This is a genomic window from Streptomyces pathocidini (genome assembly GCF_001418495.1).
In the GTDB taxonomy this organism is placed as follows: Bacteria; Actinomycetota; Actinomycetes; order Streptomycetales; family Streptomycetaceae; genus Streptomyces; species Streptomyces pathocidini.
Genome location: NZ_LIQY01000503.1, coordinates 1 through 7,203, shown reverse-complemented (window position 1 = coordinate 7,203; position 7,203 = coordinate 1). Strand labels below are relative to the sequence as shown.

The 7,203-nt window shown below is 66.6% G+C and carries 5 protein-coding genes; 1 reads left to right on the top strand and 4 read right to left on the bottom strand.

Annotated elements, in window-relative coordinates:
- From AOK16_RS21435 to AOK16_RS21420, 4 genes are all read right to left on the bottom strand, one after another.
- Nucleotides 1–465, bottom strand: a 465-nt coding sequence (locus tag AOK16_RS21435; RefSeq protein ID WP_157859294.1) for an LLM class flavin-dependent oxidoreductase, incomplete at its 3' end; no start/stop codon positions are given.
- Nucleotides 462–1,487: a prenyltransferase/squalene oxidase repeat-containing protein gene (locus AOK16_RS21430; RefSeq protein ID WP_055473816.1), complete on the bottom strand. Its 1,026-nt coding sequence runs from the start codon at nt 1,485–1,487 to the stop codon at nt 462–464. The genes AOK16_RS21435 and AOK16_RS21430, both read right to left, overlap by 4 nt.
- Nucleotides 1,484–2,899, bottom strand: coding sequence for a cytochrome P450 (locus tag AOK16_RS21425; RefSeq protein ID WP_055473815.1), 1,416 nt, complete (start codon nt 2,897–2,899; stop codon nt 1,484–1,486). The genes AOK16_RS21430 and AOK16_RS21425 overlap by 4 nt, the downstream gene beginning before the upstream one ends.
- 620 nt (nt 2,900–3,519) lie before the next feature.
- A complete protein-coding gene (locus AOK16_RS21420; RefSeq protein WP_079101630.1) occupies nt 3,520–5,010 on the bottom strand; it encodes an RICIN domain-containing protein in 1,491 nt (496 codons plus the stop codon).
- 1,101 nt (nt 5,011–6,111) lie between these two features.
- On the opposite strand from AOK16_RS21420, the gene AOK16_RS21415 reads away from it, so the two are divergent.
- A complete protein-coding gene (locus tag AOK16_RS21415) occupies nt 6,112–6,906 on the top strand; it encodes a DUF4142 domain-containing protein (RefSeq protein WP_055473813.1) in 795 nt (264 codons plus the stop codon).
- Nucleotides 6,907–7,203 lie beyond the last annotated feature (297 nt).

Genomic DNA, 7,203 nt, shown 5'->3' with positions numbered 1-7,203 from the left:
TCCGGCGAGCTGGAGGCGGGGGTAATGCCCGGCGGGCCCGCGGTAGGTCACCGTATCGCCGGCCCACAGACGGCGCAGGATGGCCGCGATGTCGACGACCGTCTGGGCGGGGGTGGCGGGCGTGACGCCGAGGCCGGCCAGCCAGGCACCGCCGCGCCCCAGTCCCAGGAGGAACCGCCCGTGGGTGAGGGTCTGCATAGTGCTGGCCAGGGACGCGAGGACGGCGGGGTGGCGGATGTGGAAGGGGGTGATCGCCGATCCGATGTTGACGCTGGTGGTCGCCTGGCCCAGGGCGCCGGCCACCACGCCCAGGTCGCGGTGTCCGAGGCGTTCTGAGATCCACAGCGTGGTCAGGCCGATACGTTCGGCGGCGAGGGCCTGTCCGATGGCCTGACTCGGGTCGGTGGTGCCGCCGGGCAGCACATACGACCCCAGCGGCAGCGGCGCCGGGGGCAGCGGGATCATGGTGCCGCCAGGAGTGCTTTGAGGCAGAAACCCGTGGTGACGGCGCGGCTGCCCCAGACCCGGGCGTGGTTGTCCAGCAGCGGGATCGCCTCCCACGATCCGTCGGGGAACTGGCTGTCGACGATCAGGTCGAGGTCGTGGCGGGCGGGGGGCTGGCCGCAGTGGCCCAGTGCGAGCACGGTGAGTGCCCGGTTGAGTGGGTCGCACGCGCCGGCCTGCGCCAGGAAGCGTGCAGCCTGGTCGGTGGCACGCTCGTGTCCGCCAAGCGCGCACAGCAGCCGCACGGCGGTGTAGGTGCTGTAGCACATGCCCACGTACCAGGAGGCACGCCAAAACCCCATGGGCTGCTGCTGTTTCAGCAGCCAGGTGACGGCGGGGTGGATCCGGGGGGCCAGGGCGCAGGGCCCGACATGCCGCTCGTAGAGCAGGGCCCCGTACATGAGGTTGGCGACGACTTCCGCGTCACGCCCGGTGTCGTCCCGGCCGCGGCCCCAGAGCCTGTTCAGCTCGATGCGCTGCCGGGGGTCCGGGGCTTCGCAGAAGAAAGTGCTCACCGCCCCGTCGTCCCAAGCGTTCGCGGCGGCCAGGGCGAAGGCGCCCTCGAAGTCCTCGGGCCGGGCACGCCCGGCCCGCACCAGTACCTGGGCGATCACGCCGAGACTGTCGCCGTCGTAAGGGAGCGGCTCGAAACCGGGAAAGTAGCGCCAGGACTGCCCGTCTTTGCTCGTGCGCAGATAGGCGGCGTTCTCCTCGACCAGATGCTGGCAGTCCTTGTGGCCGGCGTCGGCGGCGTCTTGGAGCGCGTCGGTGATCAAAGCGACGTGGAAGGCTCTGCCTTCGCACCGGAACCGTGAGAACTTATGGATGTATGCGGCGGGCAGGGCGAAGTGTTTGGCGTACAGCTCCACGAACTTCGCTGTCGAATAGGCGCCCATGACATGGACCGCATCCGGGTATGCGGCCTCGTGCTGCCGGACGAGGTAGGCGATAGCCCGGGAGACAGCGTGATCGACAGGGCTCACCGGACCGCCTGGATTCCGTGTCCGTGCGGGCGGCGGCGGACGGTCAGCGGCATGGCGCCGGGCATGGGGATGAGCCGGACAATCGGCCTGGCGGGCCGGGCGGTGGCCGGTTGCAGGGTGAAGCGGCGCAGGATGACGCTGAGGATGACGGCCATTTCCGCGCGGGCGAACTGTTCGCCCGCGCAGCCGCGGATACCGGCCCCGAAGGGGATGTAGGCGTCCTTCGGGAGCTGCGCGGTGCGCCCGGGCACCCAGCGGTCCGGGTCGAACACGTCCGGGTCCGGGTACAGCGACGGGTCACGCTGCAGGGCGTAGATCGAGAACAGCACGATCGCCCCGGCAGGCAGGACGCGCTCCCCCAGGGCGACATCGGTGACAGGGCTGCGCATGAGCATCCACGTCGAGGGGTGCAGCCGGAGGGTTTCGGCGATCACCTGATGCAGGAAGCGCAGCCGTCCCAGGTCGTCGAAGCCCACGTCCCGGTCGCCCAGCTGCGCATCCAGCTCGGCCTGCAGGCGTCGTTGGATCTGCGGATGCCTACTCAGCAGGTAGCAGGCCCAGCTGAGCGCTCCGGCGGTGGTCTCGGTTCCGGCGATGAGCATGGTGACGACCTCGTCATACACCTGCTCATCGCTCATGCCCTCTCCGCTCTGCTCATCGCGCGCGGCCAGCAGCGCCGCCAGCAGGTCTTCGCTGCCGGCGGGGCGGGAGCGGTGCTCGGCGATGATGTCCTCGATCACGCCGCGGATCTGGGCGAGCGCCCTGGCGAACCGGTAGTTCATGACGGTGGGCAGCTTGTCCAGGAGGTCGATCGGGGCCACGGCACGCCGGCCGAGTCCCTCCAAGAGGACGGGCAGGGAGCGGCATACGGCCGCGGACCTGCCCTCGCCGAGCCGGGTGGAGAAAAGCACCCGGGTGACCGTGGCCAGCGCCAGGTCGAACAGCTCCCGGTCCATGCGGATTTCCTGGCCCTCGCGCCAGGTATCCACCTGGGCGTGTGCGATCTGGTGCATCGTGGACGTGTACTGCTGGATGTGCGCCCGGCGCAGCAGCGGCTGGATGATCCGGCGCTGGCGCAGATGGAAGTCGCCCTCGGACGTGAACAGGCCGTTCCGGGCCACCAGTCGCCCCTTCTCGAACATCCTTCCTTTCCTGAAGTTCTTCGCATCGGTGACGAGCATCTGGCGGATGAGGTCCGGGTGGTTGACCGCGTAGGCGTCCCTCGTACCCAGCCGGAACGCGACGATGTCACCGTGTTTCCTCAGCTCTTGGACGAACTCCAGCGGGCGCGTGCGCAGCTGCAGCGCGTGCCCGAGGAACGGATAGCCGCCTGGCATGGACGGGATCTGGGTTCCCGGCACCGGCTCGGCCGCCTGCCGGGGCGGTGGCGTGTGGGGCGGTTCCTTCAGCATCGCCGTTTCCTTCCCCTCAACAGGCATCACAGCACCGTTCGTTCAGAGGAGCGCCAGGTGGTGGCGGTCAATGTGTTGAACCTGTCGAACCCACCCCGTGCAGGAGCGTGAGCGCCTGCGCACCGCGGGCACGCGCCCGGGGCCGGGCGAGTCGGCGACCGACCCTCGCCTACGGTCTGGCCCCCCGCAGCCGTGTCCTGACGGCACATCGACCACCGCCTGGCCGATCCGAACCCTTCACCTATCGCACCACCAACGAGTAGCGGCTGCCGGTACGTAGAGGGGCACATGAACACCCGCTTGGAGCTGCGCAGCTGGGTGCGTCTCGCGCCCAACGGGTGCTGCGCTTCAACACTTCAACATGACGAGCCCTGCCGGAGCTTCCGGCCGCATGCCCATCTGCGGCGCACTGGAGTCTCCGAACGCCGAAATCAGTTGGGAGGCGGCGGACATGGAACGGACTGCTCCCCACCGCACCGAGGCCGTTCTGCGCCGGGGTGCTCGTACTGCTGTCGGGCGCCCAGCCGCACCTGTGGGGGAACGACTGTGCGCCTGCCCCATTGGGTGGGTGCAGGCGCACAGCGCGAACAGGACCCGAACTCACATTCCGGTTCCCGACATCATCCGATCTTGCTGAGGCGGAAGCGCTGGTTGTCGCTGTGGGTCGGTGTGTACTCGATGAGATCGACGCTGTTGGCCTGCGAACTCCCAGGAACATCGATGGCCTTGCCCGTGTACCAGTTGACGATTCGGTACTGGCCGTCACCCATGGGCTGGAATCGCCATATCACACTGGGGTCCTGGGGAACGGTGCATGAGGTCTGGCCGATCTTTGAATCCGTGATCTTGGGCGCCAGACACTGGTTGCTGCTCTCGGAGACAATCTTGTAGCCGCCCGGATAAGAGGCGCCTCCAGGGACCAGGCGGAATTTCTGGGCGATCGACTGGTTGCTCTGATATTGCGTGACAGGGACGGTCGACTGCTGCCGCTGGTCCATGAACTTGTTGCTGTGCTTGGCTGACAGGTAGAAGGATCCTGCGGTGGGCGCGGTGACAGTGGAGACTGTAACGAGCTGCTCGTCTCCGACAGTGCCACCGAGGGAGTAGTCCTTTCCGGGCGTAGTGGGGATGGACTGGTTCACCTTGAGGACATGGTCGTCCTGATTCAATCCGGCGTCAGCGTCCCAGACATCGGAATACATCTTCACCGTGGAATCAGTCACGTAGGCAACGCGCTGATCCAGAGGAAGTTCCTCCCCGTCCGGGAGGTGGACTTGTTCGTCATTGCCTCGGAACCAGAGGACCTGATGCCCCACCTTGACCTCCCCGACCAGATCGCCCTTCTTGTCGTCGTCACCGCTGTCCCCCGGCCGGGCGCGAGTGACGTGGACCTGCTTGAGCTCATCGTTGAGGAAGGCGCGCATGGCCTCCAGGAGACGGTCGACCTCCGCAGCGGACTCCCCGTCATCGGTCTCGTCGTAGACGTAGGCCGCCAGGGCACGCATATCGAGTGCGCCGACGTGCTCTTCCAGGTGCGAGTCACCCATCTTCCGCAGGGTGCTGCGGGCATCGTCGGTGATGATCTTCTTCTTGGCGTTGATCATCGCGTCGAAAACGGACCGCAGATACGCACTGTCCGCACCATTGGGGTTGCTCAAGAAGGGGCTGAGGAAATTCTGACCCATCTGACCGTCAATGGTGTTCTTGATGCGCGGGTAGCGGTCAAGCTGGGCCTTCATTTCCCCGGAGTTCAGCTGGAACCGGGCATGATGAGGATGGAACCATTTGTTTATTTCTTTGAAGAGCGCCTCGAACCCCATTCGGATGAAGCCGCCGATCGTCCCATCACACCCGTAAGCGGCCTCACCTATGATCGCCCCAACCGTCTCTCCGTCACCCGCATCGTCCCAGGGGTCGGCAGCACCGTTGCTGTCACGGTACTGATCCTCGGTGATCTTCCTGTAGTCATCACAGATACCCTGGGTCGATGCACCCTTGCCGACAGGATCATCGGCCGCGAATGCGGACGTGTCCAGCATGGCCGTTCCTAGGACAGCAGAAAGCGAGACAGCGATACCCGCAGACACACGACGCTTTGCGAAAGTGGTCATGAAATTTCTCCTACATGAACCAAAAAGAATCTGAAGCCGCCGCTCTTGACAGCCGAGGCTAATAGTTCCATGACGACCACCAAAGCAGCAATCAAATCAGGCGAACTGTCTACCAAATAGGACGCAGATGTCGCCTGAATTTTGACCCTCTGACGGCGGATCAAAAGTGACCCACTTGGCGATCTTCACTTGATCTTGATCGGAAGGCCAGAAGGGAAGCAAGGTGACCGATATTTCCGGATAAGCCCCATGGATTGCTTTGAGAAGGAAGTAAGGGAAGAGTGGCGCCACCCTGTAAGGGGTCCACCAGGTTCCATGAGGAAATCGTCCAGATCGCATCGAAGTCGAGCCAGATGATCTCTGAGGTGGCTTGCCTGATCCGAAGGGCGGCATAACGAAACGTCACTCGCTACATCGAATTCCGTACAATCGCAAACGCCTCCACACGGCGGTGGGTTACCGCCCTCCATGCGAAGCCCCTGCCGAGTATGAGAAGTTGCGAATAGCTGCGTGAAATTAGACAGCCAGATGGCTGTCCGGAAACACGAGGCCCCTCACTCACTGCCATAGCCAACCTCAGCGGATCGCCCGTGCCGTTGGCACCGTACGGCGGGACCGTGAGGCGAGTCCCGCGATGAAGTACCAGGCTCCGCTCGGGTCGGTCGCCAGCATCAGCAGCGGGAATCCGGACACGGGGCGAGCACCGCGGCCGCGCCCCACACGCAGTAGAACACGACGACCTGCGGTAGGTCAGCCTCATAGCGACCACCACCATGAAGAGCAGGTAGAACCGCAGCTCCGGCCAGAGGTCCAGTAGACGAGGTCGACGTCGCGCACGTCGGAGCCCTACTGCGGCATCGTGAGGTTGAGCAGGTTGTACCGCCCCTGCGGCCGCCGCCCCGACGGCCCGGGAGGGCGATCAGGACGGCCGCGGTGAAGGTCACGGCGCACCAGTTCTCCGCCGCTTCACCCGCGGGCACGCGCCGGACGGGTTTCGGCCCATCCGCCGGAGCGCTGAACACCAACCCCACGAACCCCGTATAAAGGCGTACGCATCTCGCACACCTTCTCGTTCCCGGTTGGCTGATCGCAGGAGAGACCTTGCGCCACCTGAACGGAACCAAGCTCATACTCGTCGCCCTGGTGGCCACGCTCGGCGCGCTGCTCTTCCCCGTGTGGTCCTACGCCGACCGCTCCGGCACCGGTCTGGCGAACCTCGAGGCCGAGACCGTACCCACGCAGTGGGGCCCGCTCTCCGCCACTGACCGGGACTTCCTCACGAAGGTACGGCTGGCCGGGCTGTGGGAGCTGCCCGCCGGGCAGCAGGCCGTCGAGCGTGCCCCGACGCAGGCGATCCGGGACGCCGGCGACCACCTGGTCGTGGGGCACACCGACCTCGACCAGCGCGCCCGCGACGCCGCGGCCAAGCTCGGACTCGAGCTGCCGAACCAGCCGAACGAGCAGCAGCAGGGCTGGCTGAACCAGCTGACGGACGCCCAAGGCATCGAATACCAGCGGAAGTTCGTCAATCTGCTGCGCGCCGCGCACGGCAAGGTATTCGGCCTCATCGGCCAGGTGCGCAACTCCACCCGCAACACGCTCATCCGCGAGCTGGCGGACGCGGCCAACGCGACCGTGCTCGACCACATCACCATGCTGGAGCGCACCGGGCTCGTGGACTTCGACGCGATCGCCGCGGACGCGGCGGGCACGGCGACAGCCAGCCCGACCGGCCCGCCGCCCCCGGGGAACGCGGCCCCGCCGTCGCCCGTACCGGCGGTCCCGAGCGGTGACGCCATCCTGACGTCGAAACCGTCAGCACCCCCACGGACAACCGGCGAAACAGCCGACTCGACGGCGACCCCACGCACGCCGCACTCCATGCCCATGGGGTGAGGGGGAGGCCACGAGCCCCGAGGACCGCCCAGGCGGCAGTCGGCCCAGGCACCGCCCGCCTCCGACACCGGCCCAGACCGACTCCGGCCCAGACACCGGCCCAGACACCGGCCGACTCCGGCGCCGTAGCTCAGTGCCGTCGCAGCGGCGGCGGATGAAGCCGCGGGCCCCGACGGCAGCCCCGCACCGAGGCGCCGGTCGGCCCAGCACCATCGGACTCCGGCACCGGCTCAACACCGCCCGACTCCGGCCAGCTCAACACCACCGGACTCCGGCACGTGGCTCAGTGCCGTCGCC